At 38.2% G+C, this 23,856-nt stretch carries 22 protein-coding genes; 8 read left to right on the plus strand and 14 right to left on the minus strand.

Annotation, left to right across the window (positions count from 1 at the left end; genetic code table 11):
* Positions 1-19 precede the first annotated feature (19 nt).
* The 4 genes from queA to Sdiek1_RS09380 all read left to right on the plus strand — a co-directional run bounded on the left by queA (position 20) and on the right by Sdiek1_RS09380 (position 3,450).
* On the plus strand, positions 20-988 hold the full coding sequence (queA, locus tag Sdiek1_RS09365) for a tRNA preQ1(34) S-adenosylmethionine ribosyltransferase-isomerase QueA (protein WP_238099298.1): 969 nt from the start codon (positions 20-22) through the stop codon (positions 986-988).
* Between the two features lie 128 nt (positions 989-1,116).
* Entirely contained in the window at positions 1,117-1,860 is a 744-nt protein-coding gene (locus tag Sdiek1_RS09370; protein WP_161492020.1) for a radical SAM protein, read from the plus strand.
* 140 nt (positions 1,861-2,000) lie between these two features.
* Complete coding sequence (locus Sdiek1_RS09375; RefSeq protein ID WP_087438874.1) at positions 2,001-2,942, plus strand: hypothetical protein; 942 nt, start codon at positions 2,001-2,003, stop codon at positions 2,940-2,942.
* A gap of 1 nt (position 2,943) precedes the next feature.
* The gene (locus tag Sdiek1_RS09380; protein WP_087438875.1) at positions 2,944-3,450 is read left to right on the plus strand and encodes a Tle-like phospholipase domain-containing protein; all 507 of its coding nucleotides are present in this window, start codon (positions 2,944-2,946) and stop codon (positions 3,448-3,450) included.
* 90 nt (positions 3,451-3,540) lie between these two features.
* Here the strand turns inward: Sdiek1_RS09380 and Sdiek1_RS09385 are convergent, their stop codons facing one another.
* From Sdiek1_RS09385 to Sdiek1_RS09425, 9 genes are all read right to left on the minus strand, one after another.
* Positions 3,541-3,822 (minus strand): flagellar basal body rod C-terminal domain-containing protein, encoded by a 282-nt coding sequence (locus tag Sdiek1_RS09385; protein WP_087438876.1) that lies wholly within the window; start codon positions 3,820-3,822, stop codon positions 3,541-3,543.
* 70 nt (positions 3,823-3,892) lie between these two features.
* Positions 3,893-4,330, minus strand: coding sequence for a substrate-binding periplasmic protein (locus Sdiek1_RS09390; protein ID WP_087438877.1), 438 nt, complete (start codon positions 4,328-4,330; stop codon positions 3,893-3,895).
* Positions 4,314-4,580: a type 2 periplasmic-binding domain-containing protein gene (locus Sdiek1_RS09395; protein WP_087438878.1), complete on the minus strand. Its 267-nt coding sequence runs from the start codon at positions 4,578-4,580 to the stop codon at positions 4,314-4,316. Before Sdiek1_RS09395 ends, Sdiek1_RS09390 begins: the two co-directional genes overlap by 17 nt.
* 3 nt (positions 4,581-4,583) lie before the next feature.
* Positions 4,584-5,597, minus strand: coding sequence for an HD-GYP domain-containing protein (locus Sdiek1_RS09400; protein WP_087438879.1), 1,014 nt, complete (start codon positions 5,595-5,597; stop codon positions 4,584-4,586).
* Positions 5,590-8,496 carry a response regulator gene (locus Sdiek1_RS09405; protein WP_087438880.1) on the minus strand — a complete coding sequence of 969 codons (2,907 nt, stop codon included), beginning with the start codon at positions 8,494-8,496 and terminating at the stop codon, positions 5,590-5,592. The genes Sdiek1_RS09400 and Sdiek1_RS09405 overlap by 8 nt, the downstream gene beginning before the upstream one ends.
* Positions 8,497-8,621: 125 nt before the next feature.
* Positions 8,622-10,016, minus strand: a complete 1,395-nt coding sequence (locus Sdiek1_RS09410; RefSeq protein WP_087438881.1) for an MBL fold metallo-hydrolase RNA specificity domain-containing protein — start codon at positions 10,014-10,016, stop codon at positions 8,622-8,624.
* Positions 9,941-11,920, minus strand: coding sequence for an AMP-dependent synthetase/ligase (locus tag Sdiek1_RS09415; RefSeq protein ID WP_238098923.1), 1,980 nt, complete (start codon positions 11,918-11,920; stop codon positions 9,941-9,943). Before Sdiek1_RS09415 ends, Sdiek1_RS09410 begins: the two co-directional genes overlap by 76 nt.
* 60 nt (positions 11,921-11,980) lie before the next feature.
* A complete protein-coding gene (locus Sdiek1_RS09420; RefSeq protein WP_087438882.1) occupies positions 11,981-12,541 on the minus strand; it encodes a hypothetical protein in 561 nt (186 codons plus the stop codon).
* Complete coding sequence (locus tag Sdiek1_RS09425; RefSeq protein ID WP_087438883.1) at positions 12,541-14,547, minus strand: TonB-dependent receptor plug domain-containing protein; 2,007 nt, start codon at positions 14,545-14,547, stop codon at positions 12,541-12,543. The genes Sdiek1_RS09420 and Sdiek1_RS09425 overlap by 1 nt, the downstream gene beginning before the upstream one ends.
* A 195-nt stretch (positions 14,548-14,742) precedes the next feature.
* Here Sdiek1_RS09425 and Sdiek1_RS09430 point away from each other — a divergent pair, with 195 nt between their 5' ends.
* The 4 genes from Sdiek1_RS09430 (at position 14,743) to Sdiek1_RS09445 (ending at position 18,414) form a co-directional block, all read left to right on the plus strand.
* A complete protein-coding gene (locus Sdiek1_RS09430) occupies positions 14,743-16,074 on the plus strand; it encodes a TrkH family potassium uptake protein (RefSeq protein ID WP_087438884.1) in 1,332 nt (443 codons plus the stop codon).
* A complete protein-coding gene (locus tag Sdiek1_RS09435) occupies positions 16,071-16,736 on the plus strand; it encodes a potassium channel family protein (protein ID WP_087438885.1) in 666 nt (221 codons plus the stop codon). Before Sdiek1_RS09430 ends, Sdiek1_RS09435 begins: the two co-directional genes overlap by 4 nt.
* Positions 16,737-16,886: 150 nt before the next feature.
* Positions 16,887-17,252 (plus strand): methionine-R-sulfoxide reductase, encoded by a 366-nt coding sequence (locus Sdiek1_RS09440; protein ID WP_087438886.1) that lies wholly within the window; start codon positions 16,887-16,889, stop codon positions 17,250-17,252.
* Positions 17,253-17,364: 112 nt separating this feature from the next.
* On the plus strand, positions 17,365-18,414 hold the full coding sequence (locus Sdiek1_RS09445; RefSeq protein WP_121495802.1) for a CNNM domain-containing protein: 1,050 nt from the start codon (positions 17,365-17,367) through the stop codon (positions 18,412-18,414).
* Positions 18,415-18,482: 68 nt separating this feature from the next.
* Here the strand turns inward: Sdiek1_RS09445 and Sdiek1_RS09450 are convergent, their stop codons facing one another.
* The 5 genes from Sdiek1_RS09450 to trsS are packed head-to-tail and all read right to left on the minus strand — an operon-like array spanning position 18,483 to position 23,856.
* The gene (locus tag Sdiek1_RS09450; RefSeq protein ID WP_087438887.1) at positions 18,483-19,076 is read right to left on the minus strand and encodes a histidine phosphatase family protein; all 594 of its coding nucleotides are present in this window, start codon (positions 19,074-19,076) and stop codon (positions 18,483-18,485) included.
* A complete protein-coding gene (locus tag Sdiek1_RS09455; RefSeq protein ID WP_087438888.1) occupies positions 19,069-20,175 on the minus strand; it encodes a DVU_1551 family NTP transferase in 1,107 nt (368 codons plus the stop codon). The genes Sdiek1_RS09450 and Sdiek1_RS09455 overlap by 8 nt, the downstream gene beginning before the upstream one ends.
* A gap of 3 nt (positions 20,176-20,178) precedes the next feature.
* Complete coding sequence (locus Sdiek1_RS09460; RefSeq protein ID WP_202819549.1) at positions 20,179-21,177, minus strand: XdhC family aldehyde oxidoreductase maturation factor; 999 nt, start codon at positions 21,175-21,177, stop codon at positions 20,179-20,181.
* A gap of 40 nt (positions 21,178-21,217) precedes the next feature.
* Positions 21,218-22,516, minus strand: coding sequence for a DVU_1553 family AMP-dependent CoA ligase (locus Sdiek1_RS09465; protein ID WP_087438889.1), 1,299 nt, complete (start codon positions 22,514-22,516; stop codon positions 21,218-21,220).
* On the minus strand, positions 22,513-23,856 hold the full coding sequence (gene trsS, locus Sdiek1_RS09470; RefSeq protein WP_202819550.1) for a radical SAM (seleno)protein TrsS: 1,344 nt from the start codon (positions 23,854-23,856) through the stop codon (positions 22,513-22,515). Before trsS ends, Sdiek1_RS09465 begins: the two co-directional genes overlap by 4 nt.

Below are 23,856 nucleotides of genomic sequence, written 5' to 3' on the forward strand. Positions count from 1 at the left end.
CACGCTTCCACCAGAGCTTATCGCCACACATCCGGTTGAACCCAGAGATGAGGCGAGGCTTTTGGTGTTTGATCGCAAAAGTGGTCATATCACTCACACGCTTTTCAAACATCTTTTTGACTTTTTACCCGCAGATATTGCTGTCCTACTCAATGACACAAAGGTCATTAAAGCACGTATTTTTGGTAAAAAAGAGAGTGGTGGCGAAGTCGAAGTGCTTCTCAATGCCCCACTGCAAGAAAATTGCTACTCTGTTTACATCAGAGGTCGTGTTAAAGCGGGAACTGAACTCTTTTTTGATGAAAAGATGCATGCAAAAATCATCGAACTCAAAGAGGATGGTACGCGTGTTGTTGCTTTCTTCCAAGAAGGCAAAGCTCTACATACCAAAGCGCTCTTTGACGTGCTAGAAAAAATTGGGCATATTCCACTGCCTCCGTACATCAAACGTGAAGACACCAATGAAGACAGTGTGGATTATCAAACCGTTTTTGCCAAAGAGCAAGGTGCAGTTGCTGCACCCACAGCATCATTGCACTTTACTGATGCAATGTTTGAAGCACTCAAAAAACGTTATGAAACTCACTTTTTAACCTTACATGTAGGAGCAGGAACATTTAAACCCGTTGAAGCGGAACACATCAAAGATCATGTCATGCATTCCGAAATTTACGCCATTCCTTCTCTTACATGTAAACTCATTGAAAGCCCAAAAAACATCTTAGCTGTTGGGACAACCGTCACACGAACGGTAGAGTATTTTGCCAGAATTAAAGTGCCTGTGGGAAAATGCGACCTCTTTTTACATCCGCAAAATCCCCCTATTCGCGTCAATCACCTTCTAACCAATTTTCATCTTCCCAAATCAACATTGATTATGCTCGTAGCGTCCTTTGTGGGGATTGAAAAAACACTGGAACTCTATAAAGAAGCTGTCGGGGAGAAGTATCGCTTTTTCTCTTACGGCGATGCTATGTTGATTTTATAATACCAATCTTTCTTAATATAAATAGTCTTTCTCGTTATAACCTTTAAGGGTACAATGACTAAAATATGACTTCCCTAGACAATCTTATCTGTTCATATAACTCAAAAGTTGTACTAAAAGAGGTCATAGTGTTCACTCAAATAGAAATAACAACGGCATGTAATGCCCACTGTTTTTACTGCCCTCAAGATACACTACCTCATAGTCATATGTCAGAGGAGTGTTTTAAGAAGATTGTCCAATCCGAGAAAACACCTACCTTACTCTTACTTCAAGGCACTGGTGAACCACTGATGCACCCTTCTTTTTGGAAAATGGTTGTCTTTGCTAAAGAGATGGGTCACCATATCGGTATTATCACCAATGGTAGCATAGACATAGACCCTAAGCATCTCTTTTTATTAGATACTATTGGTTTTTCTATGGATACCCTAGATGAAGAGATCGCCAAACGAAGTGGTAGGACTTCTCCTTCTAAAACGCTCAAACATCTTTTAGCGTGCCATAGCTTAACCCCTAAAAAGATCAAACTTTATGCCGTAAATTATGGGCAAAACCTAGAACCTCTTAAAGCCTTTGCCAAAGAGCAGAACATTCCTCTTTTGATACAAAGAATACAACCAAAAAAGAGTTACCAAGCGCATTACACCACAGAACCTTTACCTTATACAACCTACCAATGTACCTACTTAGAAAATAAAAAGATGCATTACTATTTTGTAGATGGAACCAAAGCTCCTTGTTGCTTTATGATTGATGCTACAAAAGTTTTACCAATTAAACAGATATGGCAACACCTAGAACAAAAGAATGTTCCCCCATGTTGCACACAATGTGGTGAACTGACTGGTGTTAAACGGCTTTACATGTAAAGATATAAATTCAACACAAAGGGGCACAAAGTGGTGAAGAAAACAAGGTCGCGTGAGCTAGAAGATGGTATGTTGAAACGGTGGAGAAAAGAGCAAGAAATATCTTTACATGTAAAGATTAAAAATGGAGGAAAAATCCAATGCCAATGATTTTAGGCGCAGCCTTGCTTATTTATGTTTTTGTGGCGATAGGTATCTATAAATTTGTTAAACAAAAAACAGATAACAAGTGGATAAAAAGAGGTGCATTGGCTTTTTTTATACTATTGCCAACCTATGACATCATCATCACCAATACATTGGGAGCTTATTATTGTCTTACGACACCATCGACTTATGTCAATAAAAAAGTGGAATATCCAATAAGCATCTACTGGGAAGACAATGTTTATCCAGAATTTGACAAGAAAGATAGAGAGTTGATGGTTAAAAACTATCTTAATGATATTCGTCTAAAGGTTATGGCACTGGGTGCACCTGATGGTAAGGTTTATGTGTACCAATACAAAGATGTATCGCAAGAGTATTATCAATTAGCAGAAGAGTACGCCACCTTTTCCAAAGAACTTCAGAAACTACGCCAAGAGTTCAAAAAAGCTACCGACTCATACCCTCCAAACTGGAAAGAGACGAGAGACAAATATCTTAGCATGGACAAAGAAAATGATGTTTTGAGAAATAAATTAAGTGCTCTTTTAAATAGCTTTGAACTCCAAGAAACCATCTATGATGACAAAAACGCTATGCCTCAGATGAACTACACGGTCACTTTCAATGAAGTTAGGCTGAACCCTTTTTCAAGGAAGTTCCTCTACTCAGATGAGACAAAAATCATAGAGAATCAAACGGGTAATACTATTGCTTATAATAGATCAGATTCCCCATTTTTTTACAATATCGCACCTGATTTTGCATTGGGGAATAGATATTATAGTTCATGGGGCTGGGAAATATGTGAAAGTCAGAGTTATCTCTATTACAATGGAGATGGCTTTAAATATATTGCATCCTACGGTTCAGCAAAACACGCAGTTAATTTAAACATAAAACTTTACAACAAATATATAAAAGGAGAAAAATAAGATGGATACAAGTGCAAATATAATCACAATAATGGGGATTATATCATCAGAGGTTTATAATGATAATAAAACAATAATTGATTATTTTACTGATGAGCTTAATGATGATGGAAGCAAAAAAGAAAAAGTAATTGAAGGCACTACCTACAAAGTCATCAACCACACACCCAACTCAGCCCTAAGCGGTTTTAACGCTCTTTTGCTTCAAGACACCACCACAGGCAACTACACCATCGCATTTCGTGGCACTGAACCATTAAGCCCAATGGATTGGATTACAGACATACTAGCAGGAGCCAGCAATGTCAATCTTCAATACAATGCCGCCGTTTCTTTTGTAAACAAAATGATGAGTGAGTATGGTATTTCAGCTTCACAATTAACGCTTACAGGACATAGTTTAGGCGGTATCTTGACCCAACAAGTCGGGGCGACACTAGGCATAAAAGGCTATGCTTACAATCCATGGGGAGCAGATGCCTTAGAAGATTTAAGGGGTCAGGGCTAAACTTTAAACTTTTGAGCCATTGAAGCAAAAGACTCTCTCATTGTGAGAGGAAATTTTTACATGTAAAAAATGCAAGAGTATTTTTGAAGATTATGCTTTCATATCGAGAAGGCTTCCTAACATCTCATTTTGAGTTTTAATCGTTTCGACATTCGCTTTAAAACTTTTATCAATAGCGATTTGATCGGTAAATTCTGTTGTTAAATCAGTGCCATTAGTTGATTTACTGCTTTGTGCGACAATGGCATCATTTTGATTGGTAATCGTTGTTTGTGTTGCATTATAATTGTCGGTGTTCACATTAGCAACATTTTGTGCACTGTTGTTCATCCAGTTTGACATCGCTGTCATGGCGGTAGCATTAATTTGCATGATGTCTCCTTTGTTCTTTTTAAAACTATACTCTACTTCGCTTGAAGGGAAAATAAAGAAAATAATTGATCTATTTTAGCTGGGTTTTGAGTGTCTCATTCAGCTCTGCGATCAATTTTGCATTGGTTTCTTTTGAAAACGCAAAATATAAATCTCTCTCTTTGAGCACATAAATAACTTCATATTCGGAAAGATCACTTTCCATTTCTTGAAGAAGTTGCCACACTGCCTCAACACTGAAAGCAATGGCATCAACACGGTTTTCCTTAAGCTTTTTTAGTTGAGAAGAGAGATTAGCAAAACGATCCAATTCTTCAGCACGAAAACCAATATCAAACAAAGCTTTTTCAGTTGAAGTACCTGGAATGGTAGCAATTTTATAATTATGTAATGCATCAGGTGTTGAGATGATCATATGTCTGCTTTTTTTGGCTATAACTCCCAATGTCATTTTTCCTATAGGTCCAACCCATCGAAACAAAGCTTCACGCTCAGGGAGACGAGCCATACTGTAGATGATCGTATTTTTTTTTATTTAATACTTCATGATAACCAATCGTCCAAGGTAATAGATAAATGTTATTTTCAAAAATTGTATGACCACTCTTTTGAAACAACTGTTCTAACAAAAGAGTTGCTTTACCCTTAACCTTTCCATTTTCCAAAAAATTATAAGGGGGATTTTGTTCTGTATAGACTTTAAAAACCTCGCCAGATAGGGAAAAACATAAAAAGAGTAAGAGGAAAAAAGATTTCATTACTTAATCTTTGGGTCGGTTAAGTGATTTCCACGTATAAATAAACATATCAAAATTTTCAAGCAAAAGGTTGGCAATAGTAGGGTCAAACTGAGAACCTGACATCGTCATAAAATAGTCTTTAACCACCTTCTCTTCCCAAGGCTCTTTATAGACACGTCTATCCAAAAGGGAATCAAAGACATCCGCCACCGCACAAATACGCCCTACTAAAGAGATTTCTTCACCTTTTTTACCATAAGGATAACCCTTCCCATCCCAACGCTCATGGTGTTCAAGCGCAATGGTTGCCGCCAATTGCATCAGTGCAAATTCAGAGTCAACTAACATCGTATAACCCAATAAAGAGTGGCTTTGCATCATTTTCCATTCTGTAGCATCAAGTTTTGAAGGCTTATTAAGAATTTCATCACTGATGCCAACTTTACCAATATCATGCAGTACGGATGCCATTTTAATCTTTTCACACTCGGCTTCATCGTGACCTAAGAATTTGCATAAAAGATAACAAAACTCTGCTACACGCCTCAAATGTTGACCTGTCTCTTTCGATTTTAGCTCTGCGATAGAAGCCGCAAGATATGTCATTTCATGGTTGAGTTTACGTACTTCTTCCGTTTTATCATTGACTTCTTCCTGCAAATGAGATTGGAGCTGATACAATGCTATATGCGTCTTAACTCTTGCTTTTAAGACCTTTGCATGAAAAGGCTTTGAAATAAAATCAACAGCACCTAAATTAAACCCAATCTCTTCAAAATCACTCCCATCATTGGCAGTAAGAAAAATGACAGGAATGGCATGTGCTTTTTCATTGAGCTTCAATCTGCGACACACTTCATACCCTGTCATCAAAGGCATATTAATATCCAATAAAATCAAATCAGGCAGGACAGTTTCTGCTAGTAAAATCCCTTTTTTCCCCTCTTTTGCTGCATAGACTTCATATTCATTTAGTAAAGAACTCAGCATTTCAATATATTCAGGAGTATCTTCAATCACCAAAATTTTAGCCATACGCTATCTCCTCGCTCAAACGTGCTAAATGCTCCAAAGCTGCTTCAAAATCAAAAGATTTACACGCCAGAAGTAACGTCTTAAAGACTTCATGTTCGCGCAGTATCTCGACTGAAGACAATTGCTCTACTAGAAGATTTATTTTTGAGACATTGGATATTTCAAGGGCGTCTTTAAGCTCCTTGAGTGATCCTTCTAAAGAATATTCAGAAGATTGTGCATGTAACGTTTGATACATTGCAGGATCGATCCTATTATACGCATCACGCAGTGTCGTTAACAACGAGTGATGCTCGTTTAAAACCGCTTCAAGTAGACTATCTTGAATACTTTTGTCCTCTTTTAAAGATTTTTCAAAGAGACACAATGTCTCTTCAAGAAGAGACACACCTATCGTACCACTAAGTCCTTTGACCGTGTGTACATAATCAAGAAGTGTTGCTAATTCTTCTTTTTTGATGAATTCATGAAGCTTCGCAGGAAGAAGAAGATAGGTCTCATAAAAACTGCAAAAAAGCTTTTGCCATAGTGCTTCATTACCACCTAATTTTTTGATGGCTTCTTTTTTATTAAAATGTAATTTAACATGTTTTTGAGTATTGACTTGCTGTTTAGGAGCTATGGAAAGGCTTACATGTAAAACCTCTAGCAGCGTGCCATAAAAGTCTTCAATATCAAAAGGTTTACCAATGTGTGCATCCATACCAGATTGAATGCATTTTTCAATATCTTGTACCATTACATTAGCCGTCATTGCCACAATAGGCGTTAAAATATTAAGTTCTTTTCGAATAATGCGTGTAGCTTCATACCCATCCATCAAAGGCATCTGAACATCCATCAAGATAAGATCAAATGGATGCGCCTGTTCTTGAATGATTTCAACAGCTTCTAACCCATTGCGTGCAATTTCAACTTTAGCATGGGTTTCTTTGAGCAGATAGGTTGCAACTTCAAGGTTAATATCATTATCTTCTACAACCAAAATACGCTTTTGAGAAAGATCAATCTTTGAAGGATCGAACAGTGATGTTTGAGAACTTCCTGCCGATAATGCAACAAGTTCATCATAAAGCATTGAAGGGTTGATCGGTTTTTTCAAACAAGATTTGATTCCAGCACCGTAAATACGGTTTTTAATCTCAGCATCATCATTGGTTGCAAGCATCAAAACAGGAGGCATATCAACTAAAGCGACCTGTTGGAGCAACTGTTCATAAAAAGAGACCCCATTCATACCTTTTGATAGTTCATAATCAAGGATGATGAGCTGATGCGGTTTATCGATGGTTTTAATCTGCGAAGCAACATCATCACTACTTTTTTGAACAGTGACAAAAAAACCAAATGAACGAATAAAATCACACAGCATATCACTCTCTTTTTTCTGATCAATGATCAGTAAAATGCGCAGTGGATCATAGGCATTGGCTGCATTATTTTCATGCTGTAAATCAAGCCCTTTTGCAAGAGGCAGGCTAATAATAAAACTAAAAAGGCTTCCTCTTCCTTCTTCACTTTCCAGTGTGATATGTCCATGCATCATTGAAGCAAGCTGAGTGCAGATGTAAAGCCCTAGTCCTGTCCCTCCATGTTTGCGTGTGACTGAAGCATCCAGTTGCCCGAAGGCTTTAAAAAGGAGTGACTGTTTCTCTTTTGGAATGCCAAGGCCACTATCTTTGACATGAAAAGTCAAGGTTGAAGTAGTATCGTCATTGACCTTTTCATCTACGCTTAAAATAACAGCGCCCTCTTTCGTAAACTTGATGGCATTGCTTAAAAAATTATTGACAATTTGCATGATTTTGCATGGATCACCTTTAAAAAAGCGATTGCTCTCCACAAAATCACATTGAAAACCAATTCCCTTTTCTTTAGCAAGAACGGAGAAAATTGAGCAGCTTTTTTTAAGTTCTTTATGCAAATCAAATGCAACTGATTCAACTTCCATCTTGCCTGCTTCGATTTTCGAAAAATCCAAAACATCATTGATGATGCGAAGCAACACAGAAGAGGCTTCTTTGATCTTATTGACATAGCTTAATTGCGTGCTATTCATGGCTGTTTTACGCATAAGATGTGACATACCCATAATGGCATTCATAGGTGTTCGAATCTCATGACTCATATTGGCTAAGAATTCAGATTTGTACCGACTGGCATCTTCAAGTTCTTTCGTTCGTTGTTTGACCTTCTCATCGAGTATTTCATTCTCATGTTTTAAAGAGTCAAACAAGCTTTTAAGCTGAATTCTTGTCTTGTCGAGCGCAAAACCAAGCGTTCCTATTTCGTCATTTTCATCCCAACGAAAAGGCTCATCAAGTTTTTGATGGGCTAAAAGAGTGGAGTGCTCGACTAAGCGCCTAATCGGTTTAATAATTTTATAGTAGTAAATCCAAGAGATCAGCACGACTAAAAAGAAGATTTGTAAAAAAAGGATGTAGCCAAAGAGTGACATATCCGCCATAATAGAAGCAATGAGATCTTCACGAATAAAGCCCATTTCTAAACTTCCTACGACAATATTATCTTTTTCCAGTTTTTTTCGTAAAAGAAGAATGTTGTCGTCATTTCCACTCTTATTCTTATTTTCCCAACCTAAAAAAAGTTTGCCATCGCTATCATCAACATGAACAAATTGTAACTTTGGATCAAGAAGGAGTTGATCAAGCATTTTTTGCCCAAGTTCGGGATAAAAATTCCATAAAGACTCAACAAAAATAGCAGAAGAAAGATTAAATTTTTTGGTATTGAGTGTTGTAAACTCTTCTTGTTTATGTTTGTAAGTGCTGTTGGCATATGTTAGCATCAAAAGCGGTAGAGGCAATAGCAGCGAGATAACAATCATCACCGCTAATGCCTGCAATAAGGAGACACGATACAACATTGCTCTAATCATACGTCAAGACTCTTTTCATAAGACTTTTATAACAAGCCAAAATAGCACTAAAGAACAGAAGAAGGCTCTGAGCAATAAACTATATTGGGCAAACTATAGCATTTTAAAAGCTATAGTGTCAATTCTCAAAGATGAATACGCTCTTCTTTTTTAACAATATGTACTTTAGTGTCAATATTTTCGTGCAAATAGGCTTTAAAAAGCTCTTGTTTATCGGTTTCACCATGGATTAAATAGATCAGATTGAGACCTGAAATTTGTTTGATCCAGGCCAATATATCCACACGGTCTGCGTGCGCAGAAAATCCATTAATCGTGTAAACTTTTGCACGCACTTTGATATCTTCACCATAAATGCGAACAAACTCCTCCCCATCAACAATATTACGTCCCAATGTCCCATGAACTTGAAATCCTACAAAAATAATGGCATTTTTTGGATTCCAGATGCGTTGTTTAAGATGGTGTACAACCCTTCCACCATTGCACATACCGCTTCCTGCAATAATAATAGCGCGTTTTTCAACATCATTAATTTCCATCGAATCTTTTTTACGTAACGTATATTGAAGCTCTGGAAAATCAAAAGGGTCATCCCCCAAACTGACGCGTAAGCCTAATGTTTTATTCAGTTCTGCAGGATATTTTTTATATATTTTTGTTGCTTCAATGGCAAGAGGACTGTCTAAAAAAACGTGGCAGTTATGCAATGATCCCTCTTGGTGCATCTGATGCAATAACCATAAAATCTCTTGTGTTCGCTCCAACGCAAAAGAAGGGATGACGACATTTCCACCTGCATCAATCGTCTGAATGATCGCTTCTTTAAACTCTTTGATACTCTCTTCTAACATTTTATGCTCTCTATCACCATACGTTGATTCAACAAAAAGTGCATCTGCATGTTTAATAGGGCTGAGATTATTGAGAAGTAGGCGGTTTTTGCTTCCCAAATCGCCTGAGAAAACAACACTTTTATGTAAAGTGTCTTCTTCATAATTGACCTCAACAAAGGCACTTCCCATAATATGACCTGCATTATGAAGGCAAAGCTTTACCGAAGGGGTGAGTTTAATGGTTTCATCGTATAAAACCCGACGAAGTTTTTTTGTAAAGACTTGCTCCACATGTTCTTTCGTATAAAGCGGCTCTTGCACACTGTTTTCATCGCCTCGTCGAAGTGCCTTTCTCAGTAATGTTTGATACTCTTCTTCAAGTAAACCTGCACTATCTAAAAGCATAATATAGGCAATATCGAGCGTTGCATCGGTTGCGATAATCTCGCCATGGAACCCTTCCTTAACCAGTTTTGGTACACGTCCAATATGATCAATATGCGCATGCGTTAAAACCAAATAATCAATCAACGTAGGATCAAACGGAAAAAGCTCATAATTGTCATGCCAATTTTCGCCCTGAATCATTCCACAATCTATCAAAATCTTTAGTGAATCAACTTCCAATAAGTGACATGAACCTGTAACCATTGCTGCTGCACCATACGATGTGACATTTGCCATAATAATTCCTTTAATGTATAAATTTGTCGATAATCTCTTTGTATTTTTTTTTCTATAACGTGACGTTTCTTTTTGAAAGTATTCGTCAACTCTTCACCTACTTTGAACTCTTGGTCTAAGAAATGAATATTTTGGAGCTTTTCGAAAGGTTTAAATCCTTGTCCTTGATGCAAGAGATCGTTCATCTCACTTTTGATTTTAGCCACAATCTGTTTATCTTCCATGACCTGTTCAATATTATAGACCACTTTATCAAAATGAGATGCAATATACTCTTTTAATTTTTCAAAATCAGGCACAATAAGCGCACCTAACCCTTTTTTTGTATGACCTACTAAAATAGCATCCGTAATAAAAGGCAGCATGGCTATCGTTGATTCAATTCGGCTAGGATCGACATTTTCACCACTTGCAAGCACGATCATCTCTTTAGATCGACCAGTGATGACCAGCTCACCTTTGATGGTCAATTTTCCAAGATCACCTGTTTTAAAAAAGCCATCTTCACTAAAACTTTTAGCATTCTCTTCAGGGTTATGGTAATAGCCTTGCATGACTTGCGCACCTTTGACCCAAATTTCCCCGATTTCACCAGAACCTAATTGATCACCTTCTTTGTCAACAACCACAAGCGTTGTACCGCGAACAGGTAAGCCCAATGTTGAAAAAGTATTGCACTGCAACGCACGTCCTGCAATGGTTGGCGCACACTCTGTCATACCATAGGCATTGACAATACGAATACCAATTGCATCAATCCATGTATCTAAAAAATCGGGAAGCGCACCGCCACCACTCACGGCCAAACGAAGTCTTCCACCAAATTTTTCCTGCACGAGCGCTAATTTTTTCTGAGCAATTGCATTGAATGGGCTTAGGAATAAACGTTTAAAAAAAGCAATGGTTTTATCTTTACATGTAAAGAGTATAGACCGCTTGTTAAAACAGGGTAATTCATCTTTTAAAACACGATCTGCACGCTTATAAGCAGCCGAAATAGCAACCAGTTTGTTAAAAAGTTTTGCTTTCTTAGGATCTTTTTTTTCCAAGGCTGTATTAATCTTTGTGTACATAGATTCCCATAGCCTTGGCACGGTAGCCACAATCGTTGGTTTATACTGTTCTAAATCAGCCGCAAATGTTTTAATGGTCGAATAGACCGTGCAACTGCCTTTTGCGATCGAAAGATATTCAGCGGCTCGTTCAAAAATATGCCACGATGGAAGAATAGAAACCCAAACATCATCACACTCAAGAGCAATAAGTGGGGGCAATTCTTCTACATTATACATAATGTTTTTATGGGTTAAAATAACCCCTTTGGGAATACCTGTTGTTCCAGATGTATAGATCAACGTCACAACATCTTCTTCATCCAAAAGTGCTTTTCTCGCACAGAAAGCTTCAATTTCATCCGCATGAATTGTTCGATCTTTTAATAGATCGTGGTAAGAATAAAGATTGGTTAATAAAGAGTGAACTTTAGGTGCTTCAAGAATAAAAATCGCTTTTAGCTTTAAAGTATTGAGCATCGTTTCATGTCTCGTGTAGACCTGCTCATTTTCAATAATCAAAAACTCGGCACCCGAATGCGTAAGAATAAACTCTAACTCTTGTGTTGGAGTATCGCATCCTCTTGGAATACTAATCGCACCCAAAGAGATGAGCGCAAAGTCAGTGACCATCCACTCATAGCGATTATCACAGACAAACATGACTTTAGAGCCCTTCTCAATCTTTTTGCTTTTAAAAGCACGAGAAAGGACTAAAACATCCTCAAATAATTTTTCATAGGTGACTTCAAACTCTTTATCTACAACCTTGTAAATAAAGGCTTTTCTCTTTTTATACTGTTCATAGGTCTTAACAAACATATGAAACAACGTGTTCTCTTCACGATGCAAGCACGATCCTTAACAATTCAAATTAACTTTTATTGTAATCATTATTCCTGAAAGAGAAGCTTATCTGGTGCGAAAAGATCTGAAAACATACCAAAGAATTACAATTTGAACAACCAAAAGCAACGCATGCAAATAATAGACTTGAGTTTCCTTGTTCACAATGCCAAAAAATTCAACCACCTTATAAAAAAGGTAAGAGATGACCATTCCAGCAAGATAGCCTTTTTGCTTAATGACATCGGCAAAGGAGAGTAAGAGTGTACGCTTAAGGGCAAGGGTTTCCATACGCATGAGATAATTACCAAAAACAAAGGTTACTTGGTATGCAATATAGATCAACAGCACATCACTATAGTTGTATTGAAAAACAAGGAAACTGACAATCATAAGGAATGTCAACACTTCCACGAAAAGGGTAATGCGGTAAAAGACGAGAAGATTCATCATCTTCTCGTACCCTTTCGCCACTATGAGCAAACCAATGGCAAGCCCAATGCCCCCTAGTGAAAACACAGAAGGCTCAAGCGGTGTGTAAAGCACAAAAACACTTCCTACCGCAAGCCCAAAAAAAAGAGAATTGAGCAGTTTATACCATAGGTAAGGACGTAGGGCTAGTTTCATTAAAATCTCGCTTCCGCACCGGCATAAACACTACGCCCTGCTGAGGCATACCCATAAACCGTTTGATAGTAACGATCAAAGAGATTATTGGCTTTTAGATAAACATTCCATGTTTTATCAATCTGATAGCTCGCTTTGGCACTCGCTACAAAATAATTACCAGTCTCTTCATCTTTTTGAGCGTATGTTATTGGGTCAAAAGAGACATCAGCTCGTGAGCCAATATACGTACCGTTAACATTAAAGGTCAATTTGTTTGTCGGCATATAGGTTGCATACAAACTACTTTGATAACGAGGACGTTTTTTAAGTCTCTCACCATCTTCCCCTTTGGCATCGACATAGGTGTAGTTTGCGCCTATCAATAACGATTGCAGGAGTTGTTGTTCATACGATAACTCGATTCCTTTCATAACCGATGTTCCATTGAGATTCACATATTGGTATTTATACGTTGATGCATCATACTGTGCATCAATCATATCTTCAATTTCGTTTCTAAAAATATTCATATTGAATCCTGCATATTGCAGACCGATGTTAAAGCTTTTAATGTTTTCTGGTTTGAGATCAAAATTACTCATACCATAACTTGCCCAAGGATAAATCATTTCAAACATCGAAGGGGATTTATAGGCGGTACCATAATTTGTATAGATATTGAATTGATCGCTAAAGAGGTATTTTGCACCGATTTTACCCGTAACTTTATCATCAAACGCACTAAAACTATCGTAACGTAAGGCTTCTGTGAGGATGACGTTACCAACTTTGTTGGTGTTGTTCATATACAGTGCTTTGGAGTGTTCATTATGCTCTTTTTCACTATCGCCAATAGCTGTATATGTCAACTCCCGTTTTTCATAGGAAGTTCCAAACACTAAAGCGCTATTGTCATAGTATTTCCATGTATCTTTAAGCTCAAGAGAAGGTACTTTCCCTTGATAATCATTTAAATCGCCTGTATAGGAAGCATTGAGCTCTTTTCTATGAAAGGAGCTTTGTGAAAGAGTGGTTTCTATGGCATGATTGGATGTAAAATATTTATAGGTTAAATAGCCAGATTGGATATGAGCATCACTGTGTTGAGAACTATTGGGAAAACCAAAATCATCGTAACTACTGAGTGAATTAATATCGTGGTATCCAGCCTCAATGCGATTATACGCATCGATCCAATACCCCGCTTTAAGGTTCACCGTGGTATTGCGATAACCATCATCTTCGTATTGGTCTATATTCTCGCCTCTAGGGGCATAAGCCGTAAAGCCATCTTCTGTGACACGTTGCACAGAGAGCATGACATCAAATTTATCCGTTTTATGAGAAATCGACGTGTTGGCACTTCTACGACCGTAACTTCCAAATTCCACACCTGCGGTACCATGAATTCCAACTTGTGGATTTTTAGTAATAATATTAATGACACCTGCCGCTGCATCAGCTCCCCAAACGCCACTTTGCGCGCCTTTAATCACTTCGATACGCTCAATATCGCCTACCAATAAATGACTCAAATCGGCATCGCCTAAAAGTGCACTAGGATCATTGTAGCGTACACCATCAACCATTACGAGCGTATATTGGTTAGACATCCCTTGCATCATAACAGCCGTTGATTTCCCAAGTCCACCATTGGAGGCAAAGCTGACACCAGGAATAGTATTTAACGCGTCAATAACAGAAGTAATGCCTTTGAGAGAGAGTTCTTCGGAGGTGATAATGCTGACATTATCGGTAACATTGGTCGCACTGACCAAGGATTTGGAAGCAGTATAAACTTCAGACTTTTTTTCTTTGATCTTCTTTGAGATCACCACAACAGGCGCGCTACTTTCTTCAAGCACTTCTGTTGTTTCAGAGGAGGCTTCCGCTTTTGGCGTATACAGTTGCTTTTCAGTATCTACAACACTTTGAACATCACTTGCCAAAGAGAGTGTAGCATTTAAAGCAAGTATTGCCGCAAGGCTAAAATACTTTCCTCTAAATCCTTTGGGATTTTTCATTCATTCTCCTTAAAATTTGGAAAAACAATTTTATCTAAAAAGTCTCTCTTTTGGTAATTTTCACCTTTTGTCTTGCACACTTTTTTACATGTAAACCATGAAATTTTATCAACTTGTGCATAAATTTGATACAATAGTTTGTTGTAAATGCTTGTAAAGTTTCTCACTTTAGAAGCATCGTCTCAAAGGAAATGAATGAATCAAAAGACCTTACGGATTATCTTTTTTAGTTATCTTACGGTTATTTTTATCGGTGCTATTTTATTAATGTTGCCTTTTGCCCATGTAGGAAAATTACAGTTTATTGATGCATTATTTACCTCAACATCGGCAACGTGTGTGACAGGTCTTATCGTCAAAAGCACCCCCGAAGCATTTACTTTTTTTGGACAATTTGTCATTTTAATCCTGATGCAAGTTGGCGGCGTTGGGTACATGAGTATTGTTACCCTCTTCTTCTTATTTATGAAGCGAAATCTTACCATCCATGAAAAAAATATGGCGAAAGATTCCCTAAACTACTCAACAAATCTCGACATTCAAAATTTTCTTCAAAAAGTCTTTCTCTTTACACTGATTATTGAATCCATTGGTGCTTTTATCTTAACCCTTCGTTTTGCAACACATATGCCCATGCATAGAGCAGTTTGGCAAGGGGTCTTTCATGCTGTTGCAGCCTTTAATAATGCTGGTTTTTCAATGTTTAGAGACAATCTTATGGGGTACAAAACAGACTTAACTGTTCTTATGACCATAGGACTTTTAGTCATTTTTGGCGGTATTGGATACTTAGTGTTGGTTGAACTCCATGCCAAAGCAACCCATAAGCGCTTCATGCTCTCAGCTCATACAAAAATAACCCTTGTAGGTACACTCATTCTCATCGTTTCAGGTACACTGCTCTTTTTAGCGATTGAATGGGACAATAAAGGTATTTTTGGACATATGTCGCTCTATCATAGCATTCTTAACAGCTTTTTTCTCTCTGTCAACTTTAGAACGTCTGGCTTTAATAGCCTAGACCTTTCTCAACTGAGTGACGCCTCACTCTTTTGTTCCACCATCTATATGATGATCGGTGGCGGGGCAGGCAGTACGGCGGGTGGTATCAAAATCACCACAGTTGCAGTCTTGATCATCGCAACACTGCACACGATTAAGATCAGTAACCAACAACCCAATGCCTTTAAACGTACCATTCCTCAAGAAGTTATTAACCGCTCTTCCGCCATCATTTTAGTCGCCTCCTTTATCACCATTACCGCCACCGTCATCTTAACAGAAACACAGCATTCAAACTTTATGGCAACCCTTTTTGAAGTGGTTTCGGCCTTTTGTACGGTAGGTGTTTCCGTTGGAAATGGTGATGTACTGAGCCTTTCAGACAAATTTAGTACATTTGGTAAGTCGATGATTATAGCGCTAATGCTCATAGGACGAATGGGTATTTTTGCCTTTGGATTTCTCATCATAGGAAAAGAAAAAATTAAACACATACAGTACCCAGAAGGAAGGATTTTATTATGAAAACTTACGCCGTTATAGGTCTTGGCAAATTTGGCTTTCACATCGCTAAAGGACTGGCTGAGCAAGGCATGGACATCATTGCTATCGACAACGATCCCCATAAAATTCAAGTGATTAGTGACTACATTCAAGATGCACTTATTTTAGACAGTACCGATACCAAAGCCCTTCAAGAAGCGGGTGTTGTGGGACTTGATACAGTTATTATCAGTATTGGTGAAAATATTGAAGCGAGCATTTTAACGCTCATGGCACTGAAAGAGTTGGACAATAAAAATATTATTGCCAAAGCCATCACACTGACGCATGGTGAAATTTTAGCGCGACTTGGGGCTTTTAAAGTTATTTATCCTGAGAGAGAATCCGCTAAAAAACTCGTTGAAAACCTTGTAGGTAACGTTGTTATCGACCAAGTTGATTTTAGTAGCACCATCAAAATTGCAAAGTTTCTCGTCACAAAATCACTGATTGGTAAACAAGTGAGTGACGTTGAAGCCATGTTTGAAAATGAGATCCATCTCATTGCCTGCAAAACCAGAGACAACTGGACATTTGATGTTGAGAAATCTTATAAAATTCGCGAAAACGATATGCTCTCTTTTATCGGTAAAAAATCTTTTATTGAAAAACTAAGACATTTGACCAAATCCGAAAGTGAATAGACTTTTAAATAACCTATAACCAACCGTCTAATCTTTACATGTAAAGACATTCTTACACAAATATAGTTATAACTTTTACATGTAAAGAGGTTTTTTGCTCTTTTAAAAACCCTTGTGCATAATTTTTCATCATTTGATAAAGGATTTTTTATGACACACCATTCTCTGACGCCCGAAGAAGAACGCGTCATCCTTCACAAAGGTACAGAAATGCCATTTTCTGGGCAATACAACGACTTTTATGCCCAAGGAATCTACCACTGCAAACAGTGCAATGCCCCGCTTTATAGCTCATCTGACAAGTTTCATTCAGGATGCGGTTGGCCAAGCTTTGATGATGAACTACCAGGTGCGATAAGGCGCGAAACGGACCGTGATGGCAGACGCACTGAAATCCTCTGTAATGCCTGTGGTGCGCACTTGGGGCATGTTTTTGAAGGCGAAAAAATTACACAAAAAAATACCCGCCATTGTGTCAATTCTATCTCGCTTACATTTGAGCCTGTAATAAAGTAGTATTTTGTTTATGCTATAATAACGCACAAAATATTTTAAAGGAATTCTGTATGACCCAAAGCGAACCGGACTCGGTTAGTTTTCATTTCGTTAATCTCAGGGGAGTTATTCTATGACACTTCTGATCGTCTATCTTTCTCTTGCTATCTGTGTATCTTTTCTCTGCTCCATGATGGAAGCCATCTTACTCTCAAGCACAAACTCTTATATCGAATCACTTCCAAAAGAGGTGAATGAAGACAATGTAGCTATGCTCAAAGGGTTAAAGTCCAACATTGACAAACCTATCTCCTCTATCTTGACAATCAACACGTTTGCCAATACAATGGGAGCCGCAGGTGTCGGTGCTCAGGCACAAATCTTATTTGGACAAGAGTGGCAAACAGCTGTGGCTTTTGGTATTACCCTCCTAATCTTGTATTTCTCTGAGATTATCCCTAAAACCATTGGTGCGATTTATTGGAAAAAACTTTTAATCCCAGCAGGGCATATTATTACGTTTTTTGTTACAATCACAATTCCCTTTACATGGCTATCATCGCATTTAACCAATTACATCTCAAAAAACAAAAAACACCATTCTAATTTTTCACGTGATGAAATTATGGCAGTCGTTGCAATGGGAGAAAAAGAGGGATCAATCCTTAGCAAAGAAAGTGACCTGATTGAAAATCTTTTAAAACTTAAAAATATCAAAGCCAAAGATATTATGACGCCTCGAAGCGTTGTGTTTGCCTTGCCAGCGACTACCACCATCGAAGATGCCATTGAAGATGATCGTATGTATATTCACTCACGTATTCCTGTCTTTGGTGAGACCTTAGATGATGTTGTGGGCATTGCTTTTAATCAACGCATCTTAGAAGAGAGTGTGGAAGATCACGATAAAACAACACTCGCAGATATTGCACATGAAGTCCATATGGTTTCTGAGTATTTGCCTGTTCCAAACTTGATTGACCAATTTATTAAACGTAAAACTCATCTTTTTGTGGTATTTGATAGCTACGGTCAAACCGCAGGTGTTGTGACACTTGAAGATGCTATTGAGACGCTTTTAGGTGTTGAGATTGTGGATGAAATGGACGAAGTAGAAGACATGCAACTCTTTGCGAAAGACCGCAGTAAAAAAATTTCAAGATCGTATGAAAGTCGAACGTAAAAAGCTCGAAAAAGCAAAAGTTAATTAAGCGAATTCAATCATAAAGAGGCTTTACATGTAAAGCCTCTTTATAAAACTCTTTGATAATTCCACTGCATACATTGTTGATTCCACGTTAATTCATTCACACATGCGTAAGGTTGTTCTATTGTAAACATATCCCTAATTTCTATACCTAGAATATAGGAGAGTATCATGCGATTAACACCTGCATGAGCGACGATGAGAAGAGTACCCGTTGCGTGGTGAGTAATGGCATCAAAGGCATCTCTGACACGTTTTGCCATGTCATGAAAGCTCTCGCCATTGGGTGGGGTAAAGTATTCTAAATCTCCACCTCTTTGAGCATATAGTTCTGGATTGTGTGACGCGATATATGACATTTCCACATTTTCCCAATCGCCCATATCAATCTCTGCAAATGCTTCTACAATATGATAAGTAATAGGTTTATCAACACAAAGAATACGTGCAGTTTGTAAACAGCGTTTGAGTGGACTCGTAAAAATCATATCAATAGGAATTGCTTTAAAATAGTCATGTAAGATGTGAGCTTGCTCTTTTCCTTGTCTATTAAGGGGAATATTCGTCCGACCAAGATACCTTTTTTCACTCCCATTATCAATGTGCCCATGTCGAAGCAAATAGACTTTGTCAACCATCGTTGAAAACTTTACCCGTTAGATTTTCTATTTTTGAAATAATCGCTTTTGTAGCATTTAAGCGTCTTGTGATGTTTCGCTGTGCTTCATCATTGCCTTCACATTTTTTAAGCGCCTTTTCAAAGCGTTTTTCAAAACCACACACCTCATCTTCACACACTAATTTATCGGCTAAAAAGAGTAGCTCATTGGCATTTAAAGGAGTATGGTCTTTGACATCAATGTCCATGTGCGTTTCAATGATATTACCGATGGCTTCATAACCCATCGCGCGTAGTCTTTGGGCACCAATAAAGGCATGATTTTTCTCTTGACGAGCAATATCATGTAACAATGCCGCAGCACTTAAAGTTTGTTTATTTATATTGAGCCCAAAAGAAGTAATGCCCTCATACACTTTACTGACCATGCCCTCCACTGCTTCACAATGTCTAATGATAGGTTCAGGTACCTCATTTTCTAACATGATCGCCAAACACTCCTCTTTAGTGGGAGTATTCATCACTTCATAGACGACAAGGTTAATGTAATCATCCAGTATATCCATATCCATTAAAACCGATTGATCAGACACGTTTACATGTAAAGCATCTTCCTTAAACGCTTCCAATACTTTTTTAAGTCCACCTTTTCCATCACTAGCTAAAATCTTCTCTTTATACTTCATATCAATAAGCGGAGGATGACCTTTTTTCCCAAGAAAGGTAGGATAAAGAACGCCCTTATGCTCATGGATATACGCTTCGTATAAGCTTTCAAGGGTTTTCACTTTAATGAGTGGAATGTCCACTGGCTGCATATAAAACGCCACCACTGTTTCATCTATGGCACTCAGCCCTTTTTGAATAGAGCTAAACATACCTTTTGCATAATCCTCATTATAAACGATATGAACCTTATACCCTTGAAGTGCCTCAATAATATCATCCTGCCTATGCCCCGTGACAACATATATATGTTCTATCCCATAAGTTTGGTAGGTCTGAATCAATCTCTCCACAGCAGTTATTTGCCCAAAGGGCAAAAGGGGTTTAAAATCGTGCATTCGAGAAGAATACCCAGCGGCAATAATAAGAACAGCGATGTTGCTCTTTTCCATAAGTTAGCTTCTTCTAACTTTTATAAGTTCTGCAACGATACTAATAGCGATCTCCTCAGGCGTTTGAGCATTGATAGAAACACCAACAGGACAACAGACATCATCCAAATCTTTTGCGCAAAACCCTCTTGTAGAAGTTGAGAATAAACGTAATTTTTTTTTCGTTTTACTTCCGATCATACCGATATATTTTGCCTTTGCCTGAAGCGCTTGCTCTAGGACCACTTTATCAACACCTCTGGTAACAATAACAATATAACTGTTTTTAGCAATATGCACATCTTGAAGTAACCCCTCATAGGTTGAAGGAACAACATGCACTTCATCTGCCGTAGGAAAACGCTCTTTGTTGGCAAATGCTTCCCTATCATCCAAAATAGCTGTGTAAAAACCAAGTGTTTTAGTAAGGGCTGCAATTTGTTGAGAAATATGTCCTGCTCCAACGATATAAAGCTTATCTGTCGTATAAAAAGGCTCAATCATATACCTATTGTTTCCAACATAAAGATGAAATTTGATATGGTTAAAATTTTCTCGAAGCTCTTTTACAATGTTCTGAACCTCTTTATCTTCTTCACCAAAGAGATCCGTTTCAGTACATATCCATTTATTTTTACCGGAAAGGTGTCTTTTTGACTGTGAAATCTTTGTAATCATCACAAAATCTGTGTCTGAAACTTTGAGCTCTTTTGCTTTATGATAGATATTGAGTTGTGAAATATCAAGTGCGTCTATGTACTCCAAAAGAACACTGACTTCACCACCACATACCATACCAGCAGCTCTTGCGTCATCATCGGTTAATTCAATGTCTTCAACAGAACACTGTTTCGTCTTAAATACTTCAGGCGCTAATTGTATTGCCATAGCTTCTAGTGTGCCTCCACCAATCGTTCCTTCAATAGAGGCATCTTTACGAATCAGCATTTTAGCTCCAGCTTCTCTAGGTGCTGAACCACTTTTTTTGCAATATCGTTGCGGTAACAACTTCGTGTTCTTCATTTAAACTATCCACAATATGTTCAATTATGGTTTTCATCCGTCATCCTTTGTTTCTTATGTTGTTGTCTATCTTTCTTTTGATCATGCTGTTGGTCATTTTGGGTGAGTGATCGTCTTCTTCTACATGAAGTCTAAAATTAAATTCAAACGGAAAACAGTCTCGAATACGACGGATTACCTCTTCTTTTAACGCTACACAACGCTCTTTGTTGGCAAGGATAAGCTTTACATGTAAACTGTTTTTCTCACATACCGTAAGCTTATAATCCAAAATACGAGGAAAGCGTAAAAGAATTTCATCGAACTCTCTTAAATGAATTGCATGCCCATTAATGTCTATTTTATTTTCCATGCGACCCAACACTTTTTCCATAGTTCGCAAAAAAGTGCCACACGCACACGGTTTGGTAGAAAAGCGTGCCATATCGCCTGTTCTATAACGAATAAGTGGCATTGCTTGACGATGGAGCGTTGTAAAAACAACTTCGCCATACACGCCATCTTCCACAGGCTGACCCGTAATGGGGTCTATGATTTCAAAATAGAGATCATTTTCCCGTAAATGATAGCCATTGAGGCATTCACACTCAACACCTCCACCGTATCCCATCTCTGTCATGCCGTAATGGTTAAAAACGTGACACTCTCCATTATCGTTAAGCGCCTCGACGAGTACATCAGGGACATAATCTGTACTTAAAAGAACTTTTTTAATATGCTTTGCAAACACCTCAGATTTGGCTTTACTCAAATACAACACTTGCATCGGTATACCCACAATACATGTAATGTTGTTTTCTTCAATACACAAAGCCGTTTTTTCAACATCATTCAGTATCCCATGAACGATACACTCAATTTTCGAAAGCGCTAATGCTTTTTTCAGTAAATCCCCAATGCTTCCATAAGCAGAACCGGGAAGTAAAACCAATACTTTGTCGCTTTCATCAACCAAACAGCGCATCCCGTGACTAAAAAAGTCAATGGTCAACTCCAAATCTTGCTGCGTGAACAAGATGCGCTTCTCATCTCCTGTCGTACCCGAAGTATTTAAGGTCACAATGCGTTCAATTTCATTACTCGGGACACAGGCAAAATTATACGCATTGCGTTTAATGTCATCAGAGGTTGTAAACGCAATTTGTTCGAAATCTTCAAAAGATACGATAGAGTTTAGGTCAATATCTTTCAACATTGTTTGATAAAATCGGCTCTTCTCTTTTGCATAAGCTAATGTTTTAATCAGTTCGTCAAGCTGGTATGCACGCATGGCTTCTTGGCTTTTGTGTGCAATGTGAGTACGCTCTATGATCCAATGCTCTAAGGGTGTTACGTTCATCGTATCCTCTTTGCGCCTCGATAAAGGGACTCTCCATCCCTGTTGGTAATGTTATACATACAAAAAGGGATGAGCCTACCATCCACAGTCGATACATGAATACAACAATCTCTAATACGTTCTAAATTCACATTCCACGCATCTTGAAACGCCATTCCTGAAATGCTAAAAGCGTTGTTTGCAATTGCACTGAGAATTTTGTCCCAATCAGAGAGTTTTTCTTCTTGAACGTGTTGTTTTTGATACGACCAATTACGTGCCACAAAAGCTTTGGCTTTAGTCGCACCCACTTCTGCTTTTTCGCTTTCCCCTGAACAACATGACCTCTTCGTCACAGGCTTTAAAACACCCTCTTCTATCAGATAATTGCTATTAAAAGAACAGAGCGCATTTTCACATCCAGGAGGTTGCATACTTTGCAGTGAAATCATCTGATTGGTTTGTTCGCAAATATGTTCCATCACTTCGGGTAAAGTGATTCTATCTGCATCTTTTGGCGTTTCAGGAATGCGCCCAAAATAGCTTACGGGCTGAAAATGTACGCCTCTAACCGCAGGAGATCGACTTACACCAAAACGTATGATTTCACCAATGCTATCCACATTAATGTTAGGTACGATGGTAGGAACCAGCACAACACCAATGCCGAATTTTCGGCAATTCTCAATCGCTTGGCATTTAACATCAAACAGAGCCTTTCCGCGCAGTTTTTCATAAATTGCATCATCAAGTCCATCAAATTGCAAGAAGATAGAATTAAGTCCTGCTTCTTTTAAAGCTTTCACATAGGCTTCATCATTCGCCATACGAATACCATTGGTATTGACTTGAATGAAAGGAAAACCCAGTTCAACGCCTAGACGAACAATATCTGCTAAATCATCTCTTACCGTTGGTTCACCACCAGAGAGTTGAATATTGCATTTACCAGAAGCTTTTAAAATACTCTCAAACTGAAAACGTAACTGTTTTAACGATGGATCTTTACTTATGGAATCAAGAGCATCCGCAAAACAAAAACGGCAACTAAGATTACAACGCGTGGTTACTTCAATGAGCGCCGTGCACGTGTGTTGTCTGTGTGAACTACACAATCCACAGTCATAGGGACACCCTTGATCTACCTGTGTGATAGGGCTTTTGATGTAAGCCTTCTCTTTAGTGCGAGACCACTCGCGCATGGGCATATTACCTCGCCATACAACGGTTTTAAACGCTCCATGTTCTGAGCATACTTTGTGTATGTAGGTGGTAGTACCCTCATCGTACATGTAAGCATCCAGCTTACGCAAACAAATCGGGCACAAACTTTCAATGTGCGTTGAAGAGGTCATTGTCAT

The organism is Sulfurospirillum diekertiae, from assembly GCF_002162315.1.
In the GTDB taxonomy this organism is placed as follows: Bacteria; Campylobacterota; Campylobacteria; order Campylobacterales; family Sulfurospirillaceae; genus Sulfurospirillum.